This is a genomic window from Paenibacillus oryzae, from assembly GCF_001675045.1.
Taxonomy (GTDB): domain Bacteria; phylum Bacillota; class Bacilli; order Paenibacillales; family Paenibacillaceae; genus Pristimantibacillus; species Pristimantibacillus oryzae.
On record NZ_LYPA01000051.1, the window covers coordinates 32,706 to 49,537 of the forward strand.

Consider the following 16,832-nt stretch of genomic DNA (forward strand, 5'->3'; position numbering starts at 1 on the left):
GTGCCGTTGCCGACTTTGACAATGCTTAACGTTTCGCCAAGCCAAGCCGAGTCGATAGCGATTTTGCCGTCCGTATCAGCGGAAACGTTTTGACCGTTGATCAGGTAAACGGCGTTAGCCGCTAGTCCAGTCAGTTGCTCATCAGTAAAGCTGATGACAGCCGCTGGTGTAACCTCAGGCGTAGCGGAGGTTGATCCTACTGTGATTGCTGCCTCCTCAGAGACAAATGCCGATGAGGTTGCTTTAACCCGGACATAATACGTGTCCGGCTCCAGTCCCGAAACGGTTGCGCTTGAGATGTCGGACCAAGCGCCGGCAGCGCCTTTTTTATATTCGCCGCCAACTGGCAGTCCAGTGAGGCTGCCGTCATTTGCGCCAGCGTAGGATTCGTCAGTTTTGCCAACGCCTGTTGGCGCTGCAGGACGATCCGGGATGATGAGCGATTGAGCCGAGCTGTTGGTTGAAGTCGTGCCGTTGCCGACTTTGACAATGCTTAACGTTTCGCCAAGCCAAGCCGAGTCGATAGCGATTTTGCCGTCCGTATCAGCGGAAACGTTTTGCCCGTTGATCAGGTAAACGGCGTTAGCCGCTAATCCAGTAAGCTGCTCATCAGTAAAGCTGATGACAGCCGCTGGTGTAGCCTCAGGCGTAGCGGAGGTTGATCCTACTGTAATTGCTGCTTCCTCAGAGACAAAGGCCGACGAGGTTGCTTTAACCCGGACATAATACGTGTCCGGCTGCAGTCCCGAAACGGTTGCGCTTGAGATGTCCGACCAAGCGCCGGCAGCGCCTTGTTTATATTCGCCGCCAACTGGCAGTCCAGTGAGGCTGCCGTCATTTGCGCCAGCGTAGGATTCGTCAGTTTTGCCAACGCCTGTTGGCGCGGCAGGACGATCCGGGATGATGAGCGATTGAGCCAAGCTGTTGGTTGAAGTTGTGCCGTTGCCGACTTTGACAATGCTTAACGTTTCGCCAAGCCAAGCCGAGTCGATAGCGATTTTGCCGTCCGTATCAGCGGAAACGTTTTGCCCGTTGATCAGGTAAACGGCGTTAGCCGCTAATCCAGTAAGCTGCTCATCAGTAAAGCTGATGACAGCCGCTGGTGTAGCCTCAGGCGTAGCGGAGGTTGATCCTACTGTAATTGCTGCTTCCTCAGAGACAAAGGCCGACGAGGTTGCTTTAACCCGGACATAATACGTGTCCGGCTGCAGTCCCGAAACGGTTGCGCTTGAGATGTCCGACCAAGCGCCGGCAGCGCCTTGTTTATATTCGCCGCCAACTGGCAGTCCAGTGAGGCTGCCGTCATTTGCGCCAGCGTAGGATTCGTCAGTTTTGCCAACGCCTGTTGGCGCGGCAGGACGATCCGGGATGATGAGCGATTGAGCCAAGCTGTTGGTTGAAGTTGTGCCGTTGCCGACTTTGACAATGCTTAACGTTTCTCCAAGCCAAGCTGAGTCGATAGCGACTTTGCCGTTCGTATCAGCGGATACGTTTTGACCGTTGATCAGGTAAACGGCGTTAGCCGCTAGTCCAGTCAGTTGCTCATCCACAAAGCTGATGACAGCCGATGGCGTCGGTTCGGGTTGAGCTACGGGGCCGCTTGGTTCTCCCAGTACGATACGCGCATTGTTGTCGCCAACAATGTAGAACGTCCCGTTCAGCACCGTAATACTATTGATGGCGCTGCTGCTGATGCCTAGCGTTTGTTCATTATAATCAGCCCAATTTGTAAAGTCGGACGTGGCATAAAGAACGTACGTTTCAGGAGATGAAGAATGGTACTCCAGGCCGCCCGTAACAAAATAACCGCCACTATACTCAATAGTTTTCAGTGTGGTATAAACGCTGTTATCAATGGCATGCGTATCCCAGACTGCAATCTCATCCAATGAGTTGGCTGCTGCCGTCAAAACAACGGGGTTCCCATTTTCATCGGAGCCGCTAATGGCATAAGTGCCTGCTCCATAGGTTACGTCCGACAAGTCATAATACAGCGCGTAATAGTCGCTTAATGAGTCTAAAGCAGACCAATTTCCGCCGCTTCCATCGGATACCCAAACGCTTTCATACGGTACCGTTGCTATATAAACCCCGTTGACATCCTTTACATGAGAAAATGCAGTGCCGCTATTGCTGTTATCGACTGTCCAGCTGCTTCCATCCGGGGAAGCAAGGATGGACCCCCCGTTTGTAACAGCAACGAACCCTTGACTGCTTCCGTATGTGATCGCCGTTATTTGACCAGCTATCCCGGCAGGGAGATCATCTAATGTCCAAGTTACACCGTCTGAGGAACGAGCGATTTTTTTGCCGATGGCGATAAAGGTGTTATTCCCATAGGCAACATCGTAAAACTCTATATTGGGAAAAAAGTCAGCTGCTGGGCTCAGATTGCCCAAGTCGCTGGAAGAGGTTAGCAAAAAGCTGTCGGCTTCTCCTCCGCTCCGTGAAGGTGCTGTTGCGACACCAACCCATTGCGAGCCATTGGATACGACACCCTGCAAATCCCCTTCAATTCGGCTCCAAACCGAATGATCTGGCGAGACAACCAGGCTATTTTTGCCGTTTGTGACCAAAACAAAACTGCTGCCATTTGTCGCCGCATCCAGAATGGTTACATTGGTAATGGCAGTTTTTTGAGTCCAAGAGGCGCCGTCATCTGCCGATTCAAACCAATTGCCGCCTATACCAAACCGGTACAGCGTCGATCCATCTTGAAGACTGCCGCGCATGCCGTTGTAATCTGGCGCCGGTGCGAAGGTTATTCCGTCGCTACTGGAATAGGCGTTTGATCCGTTGCTGATTACGTATAACTTATTGTTATATACCGAAAAGAAGCTGATTGCGTAGTCGTCAATAAACCCTTTTGTCCAGCTACTCAGATTAGTTGAGTGGCCATAGCTTCCGAATACATTGCCGCCAACTACGTACCGCCCCGAGATATAGGCCATGTCCGTCAGAAAAAACGGAGTAGAGGTCGTTGAGCTGACAGGCCAAAATTTTTCTGGCGCCGCTGTCAAAGTCCAGTTCACACCATCCGTCGAGGAATAAATAATGCCAACGTCCAAACTGCGGTCATTGCCACTCCATCTGCCGCCAACTGCAAAAAATTGATCATTGAGAAATACGGCTTTTTGCAGAATGGTGCCATCAATGCTGGAGGACCGATCAGTCCAATTTTCGCCGTCGGGCGATGTCATCAATTTTGCGGTTGAAGTTGAAGATGTATTTAACCCAACGGCTACGTACATATTTTTTGCAAAAACAATACTTCTCCAGCTAGTAGCTTCATTGGATACAGGAGCTGCAATCCTGGTCCACTGGAGTCCGTCCGGCGATTGACCAATATATCCTCGGTCTCCAACAGCGATATACTTGCCGTTTGCATACACGATAGCGTTAATCATGCCATCGGCATTGCCGCTTACGGCAGATTGCAGCTCGGGCCCGCCATTTGCCGAGGCCTCTGTCTTTGGAAGGTAAGCGTTTGGGAAAATAAATGCCAACAACAAAAGATAGATAAATACCTTTCTCCCACGATTAAAATGTCTCACTTTTGCTTCCTCCCATTTCCATGATGTCGATAAATTAGGTATACTTGCCTTTATAAAGCAATGCTTGAAGCGGGATTCTGCTGTGGCCTTATATTTGCCGAAGCATGCACATGGAATCAGGAATATTATACAAGGACATGCTCTACAAATACTATACTTTTTTAAAGCGCTAAAGGAGAAAAATATGACGAAAATCACAACAGGCGACGCCTTGCACCGTGCCTGCTTGCAGCAGGAAACGGGTGAGGTTCATAGACTACTGACTGGCATTAAACCCTCAGTTTTGAATAAGAAGCTAACCGATTATACCAGCCCGCTTCAGGGAACGCCGCTTCATATCGCTTGTCAGAGTGGGAATGTCGAAATTGTCAAGCTGCTTGTCGAAGCGGGCGCGGACCTGGAAATCAAAAACGTAGCCAGGCAATCAGCCTTGTCCATTGCCTTAGCCAACGGGCATCATCCGGTTGCGGCTTATTTAATTGAAGCTGGCGCAGATATAAGCTCGAAGGGACCAAACGGCCTGCAGCCCATTCATTTTGCCTGCATGCATGCCGGTAGAGATAGCATTGAGCTGCTCCTCTCCAAGGGGGTGGATGTTAATCTGCTGGATAGCTCCAAGAGTTCTTTACTGGAGTTTACAACGAATCTAAGCGGGGGAAATCTGGAGGCTGCCGTTACGCTTGTGGAAAACGGAATCGATCCCAATAGCTATTCCTCAGGATTTCGTTGGGCCTGCTGGCGGAACAATCCCGGGATTGCTGAATATTTGCTGGAGCAAGGTGCGGATTACAAGAGTCAGACGACTCCCAAATCGGAGCTGTTATTCTGGATTTGCGGCATGGGCCACCTCGAAATTGTGGAGCTGCTGCTGAAGCTGGGCGTCGATTTTACAACGCCGGTCAAATTCAAAGGGAAGATACTGGCATACAACGGCAGTCCTCTGGAACGCGCGCAAGAAACCGGGCAAACGGCTGTTGTGGAGCTTATTCTTGCTGCTCGTCATTGAAATAAAAAAAGCCCATTATGTGGGCTTAGAATTTTTCGGGTTTTGCAATTTTAATGGAGGCTACCTCTCCGCAGGATTTACAAAAAGTATATATAACCGGTGAGCCTGTAGATAAAAAACTATTGATTGGCATGACGTTGGCATACTGAGCAGCTTGTCACAAGCCAAAGTAGGAGGAAAACAGATGGAAGCGAAAAAAGTAGCAGCCGAAAAAGCAGCGGATTTTATTCAGGACGGCATGATTGTTGGTTTGGGCACCGGCTCGACAGCCTATTGGGCCATTCAGAGGATCGGGGCCAGAGTCCGCGAAGGATTAAAAATCAAAGCTATTGCCACATCTCAGGCATCGGAGGAGCTGGCGCGTGAGTTAGGCATTCAGCAGCTTCCTTTTGCCGAAATAGAAACAATCGACTTGACGATTGACGGAGCGGACGAGGCCGATCCTGCTTTTCACCTGATCAAGGGAGGCGGCGGCGCATTGCTTCGGGAAAAAATCGTGGCGGCGGCAAGCAAAAAGCTGATTATAGTTGTGGATGAAAGCAAGGTGGTGGACAAGCTGGGACGTTTTCCGCTGCCGGTTGAAGTGGTTCCTTTTGGCCATGAAATGACCTTGAGAAAGCTGGAGCAGCTTGGCTGCAAGCCGGTATTGAGAACAGCGGAAGGCAAAACGTTTGTTACGGATAACGGGAACTATATAGCGGATTGCCATTTTGGACGCATTGATGATCCTGAGCAGCTTCATACCGTCATTAACCTGATTCCGGGTACGGTGGACAATGGCTTGTTCATTCAGATGGCCGATCATATCATTGTTGGATACCATGACGGGAGCGTCCGGGAGCTGGAGAAAGCATAACAGCCGGGGAAAAAAGAGAGGGGATGCAGCAATGGAGGCAATGGAGGAACAGAGGCGTTACCCTATTGGCCGGTTTGCTCCTTCGAAGGAAGTAACTTCCGAAAGCAGGAGTCTTTTGATCGAGGAAATTCCTCAATTGGTTTGCGAGCTTAAGGAGGCCATCGAAGCGCTGAAGGCTGCTCAGAGCGATCCTTTGAACTATTGCTATCGGCCTGGCGGCTGGACGGTCAAGCAAATCGTTCATCATATGGCGGATAATGATATGAACGCCTACATCCGGTTTAAACGGGCATTGACGGAGGATGGGCCGAGAGCCAGCTCTTACCGGGAAGACCTGTGGGCCGAGCTTGCCGATGGCAAGGAAATGCCGATCGAGCATTCCTTAATGCTCATTGAAGTATTGCACAGCCGCTTCTACTATTTGTTAAAGGCGCTGAGGGACGAGCAGTTTGAGCGAACTCTTGTAACGGAAGTATTGGGACATATATCGCTTGATGCAGCACTCCAGAGGTTTATTTGGCATAACCGTCATCATATTTCCCATATTCGATTGGGGGCAGCAAATTGAGACCCCTATACGTTGCAGCGATTTGGATTATTATTCTGGCGGTGTGTGCCGGTTGTGCAGGGCAGGCAACTGAAGTCGTCAAGACGGATGAAGGCGTCCGGATTGAGGAAGGGGAAACAGCCGCGCCATCGCCAGATGAAACCGAACTGGAGAAGGAGGAGCCTTCCCGCGATCTAATCGGTAAAACGTTGACAGCAGATGAGCAGGCGCTTGTTAACCGTTTTTACGGAGTCTGGATTAATACAGAGCAATTGGATATGACCATGGAAGTGCAGGAGGATGTCATTTTAGTAGGGGTAACATTTGGCCAGCTGCTCACAGAGTCCAACTATGTCGTAACTGAGGTTGATCTGACAGAGCAGTCCATCGTGATTCAGGGAACGAGTCTTGAAATCTCTTATGACGAGGAAATCGAAGAAAGACCTCTCTCAAGCAAAGTCATATTGAAGCAGGAAGGCAATGAGTTGCTCTACATCCATGATTACCGCGATCAAAAAATAGAGAGCTCATGGACAAAATAGAGTCCACCCCGCACAGATTAGAAGCTGTCTATTTTTTTGAAAGGTGTGTCCAATGTCCTTGCAGCCCTGATTCGGCTTTCCTATGATGGTGGAAAAAGAGATTTGGGTGGAGGCAACATGATTAGAAGCAAAATCAACCAGATGTTAGACGAGCTCCCAGAAGAACATTTGCTGCATACGTATTGGACACTCGAATTTATTCACAAGAAATACAAGCATCGACAATTACTGATTGAAAAAGGCGTGATCATTACAGAGCTGTATGGGGAAGCCAACGGTATTTTCCGCAAGTGGGATCAGACCTTTGCGCGCAAGCTGAGCGATGAGGTAAAGAATGCCATCCATTACGATCAGTACAAGTGGCATATGTTCAGCTATGAGGAGAAAAAATGCTTGAAGGAAGACAAAGCCAGGCGAGCCTTCGATGCCGTCGCCAAAGACGAAATGTACGGCATGTACCAGGACCTGACGTCTGTCTTCCTTTATGAAAATGCAGCGAAAGCCACTGCGGCGGATTTTGAGTCCGAGCAGGACATTTATTTGTTTGACCGAAATTTCACCTGGACTTATGTACACACTCACGAGTCCATGTGCGGCCCTTACTTCTATAAGCTGAAGTAAAGGGCTTTTTGCTCTCTTGCGGAAGCGCTTGATGCAGCCGCCGGCAATCCCTTATTGATAGGATGGCCGATATTGGGAGCCGGTTTGAGTATTTTGGCTGTTATAAGCTTGAGAAGCAATACCCATTATGCTTTGATGGGAAATTTGATTGCACAGGCTGGAAATTTGGTGAAGCTGTTGAATAGCCGTTTGATGGCCCTGCAAAGCGGTTTGAATCACTTGAGCAGCTTGCTGCTCGCGTTGCGCAAGCTGCTCCAGCATTTGAGCGTTTTGCTGCTCCTGTGTCAGCAATTGCTGATATTGAGCGGACGCTTGTTGCGTCTGGTTTACCAGTTGTTGAATAAGTTGCTCTGCTTGGGCAAGCTGTTGCTGTTGATTGTACATGGTTAGTTCCTCCCTGAATTGTTTTTTGAACCTCCTATACTGTTTTCTTCATGTCATGTTTTTATGCAAAAAAAGCTCATTTCCTGTTTCTGTAGGCAAAATGGTTGGTTGGCCCTTGTCCTGTCCCGATATTCAGTCCATTCTGAATTGCGGCTTGAATAAAGGCCTTGGCCTGAAGCGCCGCGCTTTGCATGTCCAATCCGTTGGCTAAACCTGCCGTTATAGCCGCGGAAAAGGTGCAGCCGGTTCCATGCGTATGACGCGTCGCGATACGGGCGCCTTCCATTTCATAAAAATCAAAACCGTCAAATAACAGATCAATAACCGGACCGTCATCCGAAGCATGTCCGCCCTTTAGGATGACATAGCGGACACTGGTCTCGGCAATGCGGCGGCAAGCCTCCTTGCGGTCCTCCATCGTTGCAATGGTTTGATCCGCAAGAAGCTCCGCTTCCGGTATGTTGGGAGTAACAGCCTCCGCCAGCGGCAGCAGGGAGGATTTTAATGAGGACAAAGCTTGATGCTGCAGAAGCTGCGCCCCGCTTTTGGCGATCATGACAGGATCAACGACTACATTTTTCCACTTGAAATAAGCAATGGCTTCTGCGACAGCTTGTATTCGGTCATGGCTGAACAACATCCCTGTTTTCAGGGCATCCGGCGGCAGGTCGGCCCCGATGGCTTGGAGCTGGGCAGTCACGGCTGCCGTCTCTACCGGAAACACGCCGTGAACGCCAAGCGTGTTTTGCGCGGTTATGGCGGTTAAGGCGGACATGCCGTATACGCCAAGCTCCTGGAAGGTTTTGAGGTCGGCCTGGATGCCGGCCCCGCCTCCGCTGTCCGACCCGGCTATGGTTAGCGCTTTGGCAATAGGAGCCATCATTGCTTGTCCGCCTTGGCTATTTGCGCCAGCGCTTCGAATCGCTCCTGCGTCAAGGAGGCGAGCTGATCAAGAAACACCGCTTGGAAGCTGCCGGGAAGCGGTTCCTTCATATGGTTTGCGGCCTCCTCCGCTGCGACCCCATAAAAAGCCAAAGCTTCCGCTGCTGCTAGGGCAGGCGCGTCGCTGCCTACAGCGAGAAAAGCGCCAAGCACTGAGCTCAGCAAGCAGCCCGCACCTGTAATCTGAGTCAAAACAGGATGTCCATTGCTGATTACATAGGTGCTGTGACCATCGCTGACTACATCGTCCTTGCCGGTAACGGCTACGATGCAGCCCAACTGCAGCGCGGCGCGCCGGGCCAGTTGAACATTATCGGTATCTCCTGCTACGGCATCGACGCCTTTAATATCCCGGCTTTCGCCAATAACATGGGCAATCTCTGCAGCGTTGCCGCGCAGGGCGGCAAGCTTGACCTCTCTGGCGATTGCCCGGGCTGTTTCTGTGCGATATGCCGTTGCGCCTGCGCCAACGGGGTCCAGCACAACCGACTTTCCTGCCGCATTGGCTGCTTTGCCCGCCAGCAGGGCGGACTCCACAATACGGTTGTCCAGCGTGCCTATGTTCAGGACAACTGCGCTTGCAAGCGAAGCCATCTCCGCGACCTCTTCCCGTGCATAAGCCATCACCGGCGAAGCGCCTAGCGCCAGAAGCCCATTTGCGGTAAAGTTGGTCACTACAACGTTGGTGATATTGTGGATTAGCGGTTTTTGTTCCCGTACCTTCATAAGATAAGACAAATGAATTCCTCCTTGAGCAATGGAATAATGGGGGGAGACGAGTAGTTTGAGGCTGGATAACAACCAAGTCAGTTAAACAACCAAGTCTGATAAATAACCAAGTCTGATAAAAAAACAAGTCTGTCGAACAACCATGGCTGGAAAGCAACGTCAAAAAACCCGTTCCGGGAAGGAACGGGTTTACAGGTATATCCGATCTGCGACGGCATAACCGCGCAATTCAAATAATGCTTCATCCCACTTCCCTCCGCTGGAATAACCCAGATCAGGTTCCAAGGGTCCGGCGCTCTGCTGCGCCGTCTCAGTCCGTCAGGACTCCCCTAGTGATTGTATTCAACTATTCAGTTTATTTTTCGAGAATGACCAATGAAAAAGATGAGTTAAGGTTGCTGTTGCTCATCGGGCTTTGGCTAGCTACCTTCCAGCCTTCGGCTAATAGCTGGTTCAGCTCATCCAGATTGGTCTTTTTCTCGGACATAAAATAGAGAACAAACGCTTTTTGCATATAAACAGCCTCCTCCATTGATTCCCAATATAGCATATTTTCAGGGCCTTTTCTACTTGAAGGGCAGATTAGGACGAGACAGTCCATTTCGGGTAAAATAAGTTGAAAGAGGGAGGTGCTACAGAATGAACAACAAGACAGGCATCCAGCCTATTGATGAATATATTGCCGCTTTCCCGGAAGAGGTGCAGGAAAAGCTTATTTCCATTTATCGTTTGATTGCCGGGGATGTGCCGGAGGCAACGGTCAAAATAAGCTATGGCATGCCAACGTTTGTGCTGAATGGGAATCTGGTCCATTTTGCGGCGTTCAAAAACCATATCGGATTTTATCCGGCTCCAAGCGGCATACAAGCGTTTCAGGAAGAGCTGGCCGGCTACAAAACATCGAAGGGAGCTATCCAATTTCCATTGGACAAGCCTGTTCCTTATGAGCTAATCTCCAAAATAACGGCTTTTCGCGTAGCAGAAAACGTAAAAAACAATTAGCAAAAATCATCAAGAGCCTTTAGGGGGATTGCGCTACACTTAACTTATAGCAAGAAGGAGGTTTGACGTGTCAATCTATGAGACCATTATTCAGGAGGTTGTGGACGCCATCGAGGATCGACTTGATGAAGAGCTGAAGCTGTCCACCTTGGCGCAGCTGGCGGGATTTTCGGATTTTCATTTTCATAGGGTCTTCCAAACCATGGTGGGGGATTCGGTTATGGAATACGTCCGCAAAAGAAGGCTGGTCCGCGCCGCCTGCCAGGTTGCTTATACGGATGAAAAGCTGCTGAACATTGCACTGGATCATGGTTTTGGCACGCCGGAAACCTTCATTCGCGCTTTTCGCAGGCTGTACGGCATGACGCCGGGAGAATTTCGGAGAAAAGGCTTGCAGCCCCCGGAATATCCCAAGGTTTCGGTCATGGAGCCGCGATACAATCCCTATTTAGGAGGAATTGCAATGAACTATGAAATTGTGACCAAACCCGCATTTGATCTGATAGGTTATTCCTTACGGACACGCAACAAGGATGGGCAAAATAACAGGGACATTCCGGCATTTTGGCAGCAGTATATAGCAGAGAAAAAGGGCGAAACCCTATATGGTCTAGCCGTATCGACAGCGGAGCTTGGCGTTTGCGATGAGTTCGACATAGAGACGGGAGAGTTCAGCTACGTGATCGGCGTTGAAGCGCAAGAAGGAGCAGAACCGCCGGAAGGCGCGGTTCGCCGCCATTATCCGGAGCAGATGTATGCGGTATTTACAACGCCTGCGGTTCCCCGCGCCGAGTTTACAGCCGCGATTCAAAGCACCTGGCATTCCATATACAGCGAATGGTTCCCCCATTCCGGTTACGAGCAAGCGCTGGGCGCCGAGTTCGAACATTATGACGAGCGCTGCTGGGGCGATCGTACAGACCATCCCGTTATGGACATCTACATTCCGGTGGCCAAGAAGGCCTAGAAGAAGCGGCTCCGTCCAAAACGTCTAAACTAATGGGACGTTGTAAAACGGATCTTGAAAAAGGGTTGACCAGTGCAAGCCCCAAGAATGCCTTATTATTAGCGTTCTTGGGGTTTGCTTTTTAAAAATGTTCAAGCTTAATGATTCATCGTACAAAAACAAGCGCCCACTGCCCGGATTTACGCATTTTGTATGATTCATCGTACAAAAACAAGCGCCCGCCGCCTGAGTTTACGCGTTTTGTATGATTTATCGTACAAAACCAGGCATCCCACGTCTAGAACTGCATGTTTTATACGATTTATCGTACAAAGTCAGTGACTACATGTCGGGGGCCGCTGTTTTGTATGATTCATCGTACAAAATCAGGCTTCACTCGTACGAGGCGGCTTACTTTGTATGCTTTATCGTACAAAAGCAGACACCACACACCCTCATACTCCTCACGTCCTAAAACCCCACATGTCGGGTCTGCCTATTTTGTACGTGTGACGGGCCGGGGGCAGGAGCAATTAGAGCGAAGCATGGAAACCTGCCTGACTTCGCTCTGCACATTCTACGCAAGCTTGGTATAATGGAAGAATGTTGAAATATAGTATAGTAGACTATCCTATTACATTAAGACAGATTTTAATTAAAATCAGATTTCCATTAAGTCAGAGGTGAACGAAGGCAGATGGCAATACTTCGCAATGATTGGGCTCAGCATCTCGAAAACGAGTTTCAGAGCGATTATTACATCGCTCTGCGGCAATTTTTGATCGAGGAATACAAAAGCCGCCGCGTCTATCCCGATATGTATGACATCTTTAATGCACTGCATGAAACCCCGTTTGCGGAAACACGCGTTGTTATTTTGGGACAAGACCCTTACCATGGGGCGGGGCAGGCGCATGGCCTGAGCTTTTCCGTCAAGCCGGGCGTAACGCCTCCGCCATCCCTGCAAAACATATTTAAGGAACTGCATGATGATATCGGCTGCCCGATTCCTTCTCACGGACATCTTTTGGAATGGGCGAGACAGGGCGTGCTGCTGCTCAATACGGTACTGACGGTAAGGGCTGGTTCAGCCAATTCCCACCGTGACAAGGGTTGGGAGGTTTTTACCGACACGGTTATCGACGCTCTGAACCGCAAAACGGAGCCGGTCGTCTTTATTCTTTGGGGCAGCCATGCCCAGAAAAAAGCCGACCTGATTACTAACCGCGGGCACTACTTAATTAAATCTCCGCACCCAAGTCCCTACTCTGCTGACAGAGGTTTTTTTGGCAGCAGGCCGTTTTCGCGCGCCAACCAATTTCTGGCGGATCACGGACTGACTCAAGTAAACTGGCGCCTGCCTCAGGAGAATGAGATGAAGACGGAGATTAAACCTTGAAATGCTGAATTTCCTCCTGCAGCTGCTCGGCCAGCGTGGAGAGAGTGCGTGCAGAAGCGTAAACCTCTTCCATTGAAGCAAGCTGCTCCTCAGCAGACGCCGTTACCTCCTGTGCTCCCGATACGGTGCTTTCGGCAATTTGGGTAATGTAATCCATGGAGCTGACGATGGCTTTTGCTCCTCCAGCCATCAGCCGTGCCGATCCCGATAGCTCCTGTATTTGTTCATTAACCGCATATACGGAATGCTGGATTTGCGTAAAGGAGGCTCCTGCTGATTGAACCGCCTGAATACCGGAGGATGCTTCTCGCGCCGCCGTTTCCGTAGATGCGGCAGCATGGCCGATTTCGCGCTGAATATCGGCGATCAAGGTAGAGATTTCTTCGGCTGAACGCGAGGATTGCTCCGCCAGCTTGCGAACCTCCCCTGCGACAACGGCAAAACCTGCGCCATGCTCGCCAGCATGCGCTGCTTCGATGGCGGCGTTTAAGGCCAGCAAATTCGTTTGCGCCGCAATATCGGTAATGACGGCAAGAATGCTGCCAATCTCGCGGGAGCGCGTATGCAGATGCTCCATTATGGACGCAAGTCCAGTCACCGTACCATTGATATGGTCCATTTGCGCGGCGGCGGAATGAATGAGATCATTACCCGCAACGGCCTGGCTGTAAGCATCCATAGCCGTATCCGATGTGCCTTGGGCTTGGTCCGCCATCTGCAAAACGCCGGCATACATATCATGCATCGAGGAGGAAATTTCCTCAACCTTGCGGCTTTGCTGCTCAGCCGCCATAGCCATGTTCTGCATGGTGCCGGCCACCTGCTCTGTCCCTAACGTTGCTTGCTCGCTGGAGGCCGACAGCTCCTGGGCGGAAGCCGATACCTGCTCGGCGCTTGTGGCGGTATGCCGAATCAGCTTGCGCAAATTATGCGCCATCGTATTAAATGCTCCGGCCAATCCTCCTACCTCGTCCCGACTGTGCACCACTACATCCTGAACCGTGAGATTGCCTCCCGATACTTGTCCGGCAGCACGGGCAACGGCAAGAATCGGCTTCGCCAGCCGATTGCCAATCCAGGTGGCGATAACAATCCCGGCAATGATGGAGGAAATGCTGAACAGCAAAATCAAATTTTTGACGCCGTCGACCTTCTGGTTAGCTATATGGGTGTAATCATCCAGCTCATGCTGCTGAAATTCGGAAAATTGCTCCGCAGTTTTTTGAAATCCGCTTATCAAGGCTTCTCCTTTTTCGTTAACAAGCTCCAAAATCGCCTCGTTTTGATTTTGCTGCTTTAGAGCAATAGCTCTTTTGGCAACGAGGTAATATTCCTCCTGGTAGTAATTGAGCTCTTCCCGCCATTGTCTGGTTTCCTCATCAAGTGTCAGACTTCCGATCTCCCGTCCAATTTCTACATAACGGGAATGGGCATCCTCAAAGCTCTCCAATGCTTTTTTATCGCCGCTTAGCAAGAATCGTTGGAGACTGGCCTGCTCCTGTATAACGGCAACGTTCAGCTTTTGCACCTGAATAAACAAAGCTGATTTTTTGTTGACCAGATCGCTATACGTGCGATCGACTAGCGTAAGCTGGATATAGCTGATGCCTATAGCCAAGGATAAAATTAGGATCACGGAAATAAAACCGGCAATTATTTTTTTTCGAATCGACCATTTCATGTGCACATCGCTCCCAACTGTCAATCAACTGCGCTCCAGGTGTTTAACCTTTTTTTTTGCTGCTAGTTAATTTCACTATAAATCAGTCAGATATGGACTACAGTGACTAATGTTACTGCTTCTGTCAGATTGGAGCGCACAAAAAAACGCCGCCTTCGCATGAGGCGCAGCGGCGTTTCTGATTGAGTTTCTAGAGTTTCAAGCGTTGTGTATGGTGCAAGGCTTTGGTTTCTTATACTTTAAATCGGTCGATTTGGTGCTGAAGCTGCTCTGCCAGCTGAGAGAGGGATCTGGCGGAGGCCGCAACCTCTTCCATGGAGGCAAGCTGTTCCTCTGTAGCCGATGAAACCTGCTGCGCCCCGGCCAAGGTAGATTCCGATACGCCTGTAATAACAGTCATGGAGCTTACTACGCCATCCGCACCTTCAGCCATCCTGCGTACGGAGGCGGATACTCCATGAATTTGATCGTTTACTTCATGCACAGAGCCTTGAATATGCTGGAAAGAACGTCCAGCCATATCTACAGCGTCGATACCGGAATGGACGACCTGTGCGGCGTTGTGCATCGTTTGCACCGCTTGTCTGGTTTCGGCCTGAATTTGACTGATCAAATCCGATATTTGATGCGCTGACTCGGAGGATTGCTCCGCGAGCTTGCGAACCTCGCCCGCGACTACAGCAAAGCCTCGCCCCAGCTCGCCAGCGCGCGCTGCCTCGATGCCGGCGTTTAGGGAAAGAATATTGGTCTGTGATGCGATGGAGGTAATGGCGCCGCTGATGGCGCTAATTTCGTTGGAGCGATGGTCAAGCCGATCAATCATGGCTCCCAGCTCCTCAACTGTGCTGCCGACCTCGTTCATACGACTCACCGCAATGTCAATGGCTTTGCTTCCTTCTTCGGCCCGCTGGAAGGCCTCGGATGCTTTGGAGGACATGCTTTGGGAGTCCTCTTCAATACTGCGAATGCCGCGGGACATATCCGTTATCGTTGCGGAGGCATCAGTAACATGATGAAATCCGTTGCTGGCATCAGAGGATACCTCCTGCATGGTGGAGGCAATTTGCTGGCTGGCCAGCGAAGCCTGGTCGCTGGCGGCATTAAGCTGCTCGGCAGACGCAGCTACTTGCTCGGCATTATGCCCCACATGTTGAATCAATGTCCGCAAGCTGCCGGACATCGTATTAAATGCGGCAGCCAAACCGCCGACTTCATCCCGATTTTTAATAACCGCAATCGTTGTGGTCAAATCGCCTGCTGCAATGCGCTCGGCTGCTTGCGCTAACGCCTTGACGGGTCTGGAGATAAGGCGGCCAATAAACCAGGACACAAACAAGCCCAATAACAATGCTCCGACCCCAAGCAACAAAATCAATTGTTGGATAGACTCTGATTTCTGTAAAGCGTCAAGCTGTCCCTTATCCAGCAGCTCCTGCTGGAAGGTCGTAAACTGAGAGGCTTTTTCGTCAAATCTGTCCGTAATATCCTGCCCCTGAGTGTTTAGCAATTTAATAGATTCGTCTTCCTTGCCTTGTATTTTGAGCTTGATAATGCGGTTGGATAGATAGAAATATTCTGCTTCCAGGTCATTCAACTCCTGAAGCATGCCTTGCGTTTCGGGTTCGTTTACAATACCCTCAAGGCTTTGGGTAAGCGACTTATATTCAGTATGCGCATCTGTGAAGTGTTGGAGCGCGTTGTTGTCTCCATTCATGAGGTAGCCTCGAAGGCCAATTTGCTGCTGCTTGACAACCACATTCAGCTTTTGAATGAGAATCAGCTTGCCTGCCTTGTCTTCAATGAGGTCGCGGTATGTTCGGTCAACAAGGGTGGTTTGCATGTAGCTGATGGAGACAGTCGCGGTCAAAATAAGCAGCACAGCAAGAAATCCTGCCAGAAGTTTACGGCTGATAGTCAGTTTCATTGTTTTTTCCTCTTCTTGGATATTTTAATAGCATTCTTAAATGATAGACGATGGTAATAATGATTTCAATACGAAACTATCAGTTTATAGGAAAATCCTATAAATGAAAGCGCTAACTTATTTCAATAGAGTGAAATTGCAATTTTTCTCATGTTTTGCAGGAGCAAGGAGGTGTATAATGATAAAAAAACAATAGGTGAACAACACATGATGAATGAAGTATCCGTTTGTAAAATATTTACGTTTGATTCCGCGCATCAGCTTATCGGCCACAGCGGCAAATGCGCAAATGTCCATGGACATACGTATAAGCTCGAGGTTGTGCTGAAGGCTCCCGTGATTGCAGAGGAAGGGGTTTCCGATGAAGGCTTTGTTATGGATTTCAGTCATTTGAAGAGCATTGTGAAGGAGCATATTTTGTCTCACCTGGATCATGCTTTTTTGGCAGCGGGCAATGAGCCTGTCCTGGAATCGCTTCAGAACACGGGTTCCAAAATCGCAAAGCTGGGTTTTCGCACAACTGCGGAAAATTTGGCTTCGTATATATGCTGGCGTTTGCTAAGCCACGGCCTTCCGGTCTTTTCCGTCAAGCTTTGGGAAACGGGAAGCGCCTGGGCGGAGGTTGAGGCCGCAGACATTCCGGCTGAAGGTCCGCTCTATCGAAAATTCGGAGATTGTGATTTTTGATTGCTTTAAATA

16 protein-coding genes and 1 riboswitch are annotated in these 16,832 nt (G+C 49.9%); of the genes, 9 read left to right on the top strand and 7 right to left on the bottom strand.

The features are described 5' to 3' along the window. A partial coding sequence (locus tag A7K91_RS26710; RefSeq protein ID WP_068682532.1) for a DUF6242 domain-containing protein occupies positions 1-3,554 on the bottom strand: 3,554 nt, incomplete at its 3' end. Positions 3,555-3,636: 82 nt separating this feature from the next. Between A7K91_RS26710 and A7K91_RS10885 the strand changes: the two genes are divergently transcribed. The 5 genes from A7K91_RS10885 (at position 3,637) to A7K91_RS10905 (ending at position 7,126) form a co-directional block, all read left to right on the top strand. Next, positions 3,637-4,560 (top strand): ankyrin repeat domain-containing protein, encoded by a 924-nt coding sequence (locus tag A7K91_RS10885; protein WP_281198616.1) that lies wholly within the window; start codon positions 3,637-3,639, stop codon positions 4,558-4,560. A 184-nt stretch (positions 4,561-4,744) separates the two neighbouring features. Continuing rightward, positions 4,745-5,416 (top strand): ribose-5-phosphate isomerase RpiA, encoded by a 672-nt coding sequence (rpiA, locus tag A7K91_RS10890; protein WP_068682536.1) that lies wholly within the window; start codon positions 4,745-4,747, stop codon positions 5,414-5,416. Positions 5,417-5,447: 31 nt separating this feature from the next. Continuing rightward, entirely contained in the window at positions 5,448-5,984 is a 537-nt protein-coding gene (locus A7K91_RS10895) for a YfiT family bacillithiol transferase (RefSeq protein WP_082967381.1), read from the top strand. Further along, positions 5,981-6,505 carry a hypothetical protein gene (locus A7K91_RS10900; RefSeq protein ID WP_068682538.1) on the top strand — a complete coding sequence of 175 codons (525 nt, stop codon included), beginning with the start codon at positions 5,981-5,983 and terminating at the stop codon, positions 6,503-6,505. The genes A7K91_RS10895 and A7K91_RS10900 overlap by 4 nt, the downstream gene beginning before the upstream one ends. 117 nt (positions 6,506-6,622) lie before the next feature. Continuing rightward, positions 6,623-7,126: a DUF4275 family protein gene (locus A7K91_RS10905; RefSeq protein ID WP_068682606.1), complete on the top strand. Its 504-nt coding sequence runs from the start codon at positions 6,623-6,625 to the stop codon at positions 7,124-7,126. 51 nt (positions 7,127-7,177) lie between these two features. On the opposite strand, the gene A7K91_RS10910 is transcribed toward A7K91_RS10905, so the two are convergent. The 4 genes from A7K91_RS10910 to A7K91_RS26410 form a co-directional block, all read right to left on the bottom strand. Further along, positions 7,178-7,510 carry a hypothetical protein gene (locus A7K91_RS10910; RefSeq protein ID WP_068682539.1) on the bottom strand — a complete coding sequence of 111 codons (333 nt, stop codon included), beginning with the start codon at positions 7,508-7,510 and terminating at the stop codon, positions 7,178-7,180. A gap of 76 nt (positions 7,511-7,586) precedes the next feature. After that, positions 7,587-8,390 carry a bifunctional hydroxymethylpyrimidine kinase/phosphomethylpyrimidine kinase gene (gene thiD, locus A7K91_RS10915; protein WP_068682608.1) on the bottom strand — a complete coding sequence of 268 codons (804 nt, stop codon included), beginning with the start codon at positions 8,388-8,390 and terminating at the stop codon, positions 7,587-7,589. Beyond that, entirely contained in the window at positions 8,390-9,178 is a 789-nt protein-coding gene (gene thiM / locus A7K91_RS10920; protein ID WP_068682610.1) for a hydroxyethylthiazole kinase, read from the bottom strand. The genes thiD and thiM overlap by 1 nt, the downstream gene beginning before the upstream one ends. A 237-nt stretch (positions 9,179-9,415) precedes the next feature. Further along, a riboswitch (TPP riboswitch) is annotated at positions 9,416-9,522 on the bottom strand. A gap of 14 nt (positions 9,523-9,536) precedes the next feature. After that, positions 9,537-9,695, bottom strand: coding sequence for a hypothetical protein (locus A7K91_RS26410; protein ID WP_156739476.1), 159 nt, complete (start codon positions 9,693-9,695; stop codon positions 9,537-9,539). Between the two features lie 125 nt (positions 9,696-9,820). On the opposite strand from A7K91_RS26410, the gene A7K91_RS10925 reads away from it, so the two are divergent. The 3 genes from A7K91_RS10925 (at position 9,821) to A7K91_RS10935 (ending at position 12,528) form a co-directional block, all read left to right on the top strand. Then, a complete protein-coding gene (locus tag A7K91_RS10925) occupies positions 9,821-10,183 on the top strand; it encodes an iron chaperone (protein ID WP_068682541.1) in 363 nt (120 codons plus the stop codon). A 67-nt stretch (positions 10,184-10,250) separates the two neighbouring features. Then, complete coding sequence (locus A7K91_RS10930; RefSeq protein WP_068682543.1) at positions 10,251-11,150, top strand: AraC family transcriptional regulator; 900 nt, start codon at positions 10,251-10,253, stop codon at positions 11,148-11,150. A gap of 676 nt (positions 11,151-11,826) precedes the next feature. After that, on the top strand, positions 11,827-12,528 hold the full coding sequence (locus tag A7K91_RS10935; protein WP_068682545.1) for a uracil-DNA glycosylase: 702 nt from the start codon (positions 11,827-11,829) through the stop codon (positions 12,526-12,528). Here the strand turns inward: A7K91_RS10935 and A7K91_RS10940 are convergent. Both A7K91_RS10940 and A7K91_RS10945 read right to left on the bottom strand, forming a co-directional pair. Continuing rightward, the gene (locus A7K91_RS10940; RefSeq protein ID WP_068682547.1) at positions 12,518-14,209 is read right to left on the bottom strand and encodes a methyl-accepting chemotaxis protein; all 1,692 of its coding nucleotides are present in this window, start codon (positions 14,207-14,209) and stop codon (positions 12,518-12,520) included. The genes A7K91_RS10935 and A7K91_RS10940 overlap by 11 nt on opposite strands. A 232-nt stretch (positions 14,210-14,441) precedes the next feature. Further along, a complete protein-coding gene (locus A7K91_RS10945; protein WP_068682549.1) occupies positions 14,442-16,133 on the bottom strand; it encodes a methyl-accepting chemotaxis protein in 1,692 nt (563 codons plus the stop codon). Between the two features lie 207 nt (positions 16,134-16,340). Here A7K91_RS10945 and A7K91_RS10950 point away from each other — a divergent pair, with 207 nt between their 5' ends. Further along, positions 16,341-16,820, top strand: coding sequence for a 6-pyruvoyl trahydropterin synthase family protein (locus A7K91_RS10950; protein WP_068682551.1), 480 nt, complete (start codon positions 16,341-16,343; stop codon positions 16,818-16,820). The last annotated feature ends 12 nt before the right edge of the window (positions 16,821-16,832 follow it).

Coding starts and splice junctions, on each gene's coding strand:
- thiM (WP_068682610.1), bottom strand. CDS start 9,178: ATGAAGGTACGGGAACAAAAACCGCTAATCCACAATATCACCAACGTT.
- A7K91_RS10910 (WP_068682539.1), bottom strand. CDS start 7,510: ATGTACAATCAACAGCAACAGCTTGCCCAAGCAGAGCAACTTATTCAA.
- A7K91_RS10940 (WP_068682547.1), bottom strand. CDS start 14,209: ATGAAATGGTCGATTCGAAAAAAAATAATTGCCGGTTTTATTTCCGTG.
- A7K91_RS10895 (WP_082967381.1), top strand. CDS start 5,448: ATGGAGGCAATGGAGGAACAGAGGCGTTACCCTATTGGCCGGTTTGCT.
- rpiA (WP_068682536.1), top strand. CDS start 4,745: ATGGAAGCGAAAAAAGTAGCAGCCGAAAAAGCAGCGGATTTTATTCAG.
- A7K91_RS10935 (WP_068682545.1), top strand. CDS start 11,827: ATGGCAATACTTCGCAATGATTGGGCTCAGCATCTCGAAAACGAGTTT.
- A7K91_RS10925 (WP_068682541.1), top strand. CDS start 9,821: ATGAACAACAAGACAGGCATCCAGCCTATTGATGAATATATTGCCGCT.
- A7K91_RS10950 (WP_068682551.1), top strand. CDS start 16,341: ATGATGAATGAAGTATCCGTTTGTAAAATATTTACGTTTGATTCCGCG.
- A7K91_RS26410 (WP_156739476.1), bottom strand. CDS start 9,695: ATGCAAAAAGCGTTTGTTCTCTATTTTATGTCCGAGAAAAAGACCAAT.
- thiD (WP_068682608.1), bottom strand. CDS start 8,390: ATGGCTCCTATTGCCAAAGCGCTAACCATAGCCGGGTCGGACAGCGGA.
- A7K91_RS10945 (WP_068682549.1), bottom strand. CDS start 16,133: ATGAAACTGACTATCAGCCGTAAACTTCTGGCAGGATTTCTTGCTGTG.
- A7K91_RS10905 (WP_068682606.1), top strand. CDS start 6,623: ATGATTAGAAGCAAAATCAACCAGATGTTAGACGAGCTCCCAGAAGAA.